The organism is Vibrio sp. 10N.222.48.A3, assembly GCF_041475345.1.
GTDB lineage: Bacteria > Pseudomonadota > Gammaproteobacteria > Enterobacterales > Vibrionaceae > Vibrio > Vibrio tasmaniensis_A.
The window spans coordinates 1-1,028 of sequence record NZ_JBFRVX010000751.1; the positions used below are offsets into that span (position 1 = coordinate 1).

1 protein-coding gene and 2 pseudogenes are annotated in these 1,028 nt (G+C 40.0%); all 3 read left to right on the forward strand.

The window, feature by feature from the left end; all coding sequences use genetic code 11:
• Positions 1–399, forward strand: a pseudogene (gene nagB / locus AB4653_RS19335) (glucosamine-6-phosphate deaminase); the annotation flags it as partial.
• Positions 400–502: 103 nt separating this feature from the next.
• On the forward strand, positions 503–778 hold the full coding sequence (locus tag AB4653_RS19340; RefSeq protein ID WP_009846105.1) for a hypothetical protein: 276 nt from the start codon (positions 503–505) through the stop codon (positions 776–778).
• Between the two features lie 32 nt (positions 779–810).
• Positions 811–1,028, forward strand: a pseudogene (locus AB4653_RS19345) (glucosamine-6-phosphate deaminase); the annotation flags it as partial.

A 1,028-nucleotide genomic window follows, 5' to 3' on the forward strand; every position in this document is an offset into this window, starting at 1 on the left:
ATGGGCGGCGTAGGCATCGACGGTCACATCGCGTTCAATGAGCCAGGTTCTTCTCTATCTTCACGCACTCGTATCAAAACGTTGACTGAAGACACTCGTATCGCGAACTCTCGTTTCTTCGATGGCGACATCAACCAAGTTCCTAAATACGCACTAACTATCGGTGTTGCTACTCTTCTAGATTCTGAAGAAGTAATGATCCTTTCTCTAGGCCACAACAAAGCGCAAGCGCTTCAAATGGCTATCGAAGGTTCTGTAAACCACATGTGGACTGTTACCGCTCTACAGATGCACCGTAAAGCTATCATCGTTGCTGATGAGCCAGCTCAACAAGAGCTAAAAGTTAAGACTCTTCGCTACTTCCAAGAGCTAGAAGCTGAGAACATTCAAGACCTATAATTTGATGTAGATCTTGATTGTAGAATTAAAACCACTTCTTCTATCGGAAGTGGTTTTTTTTTTATGTCACAATCGCTATCAACTAAAAAATATGGAAATAGACATGTTGTTGAATGAAATTGTCGAGGTCATCGAACTGACTGACAGTGATCACCTCTCAGAGGCATTAGAAGAGTTTAATCTACATAACGTAGTTCACTCTAACCACCTTCCTTTTTTAAATATTGTCTACGATAACGCCAAGCCACACTTGCTAAAAAAACTGTGCAGCATTGGCTTTAAAGGACAAATTCAATGTGAAAAATTGATAAGCGGTGACTATATTATTTTCAATGCAGACACCTATACGCCCGAACAAGCTAGCTCAAAATTCAGGTAAAACAGACTTCAATTTATTAGGAACTGACTTAAATGACAGACACAACTAACCTAAGCAATGAACAACTATCTCTACTTGGAAAAGCTCTGCTTTCAGTACAAAGGTTGGAAAACTCACTCTACCAGTCGATTAGAGCACTTTGTAAACAAAACAGTTCTAGTGATACCCAAGCCATTGAAAACCTGACTTCAGAGCAGTTTCTGAAAGGCACTATCACAGAGCTAAAGCCAGTTATACAACAGTTATATGA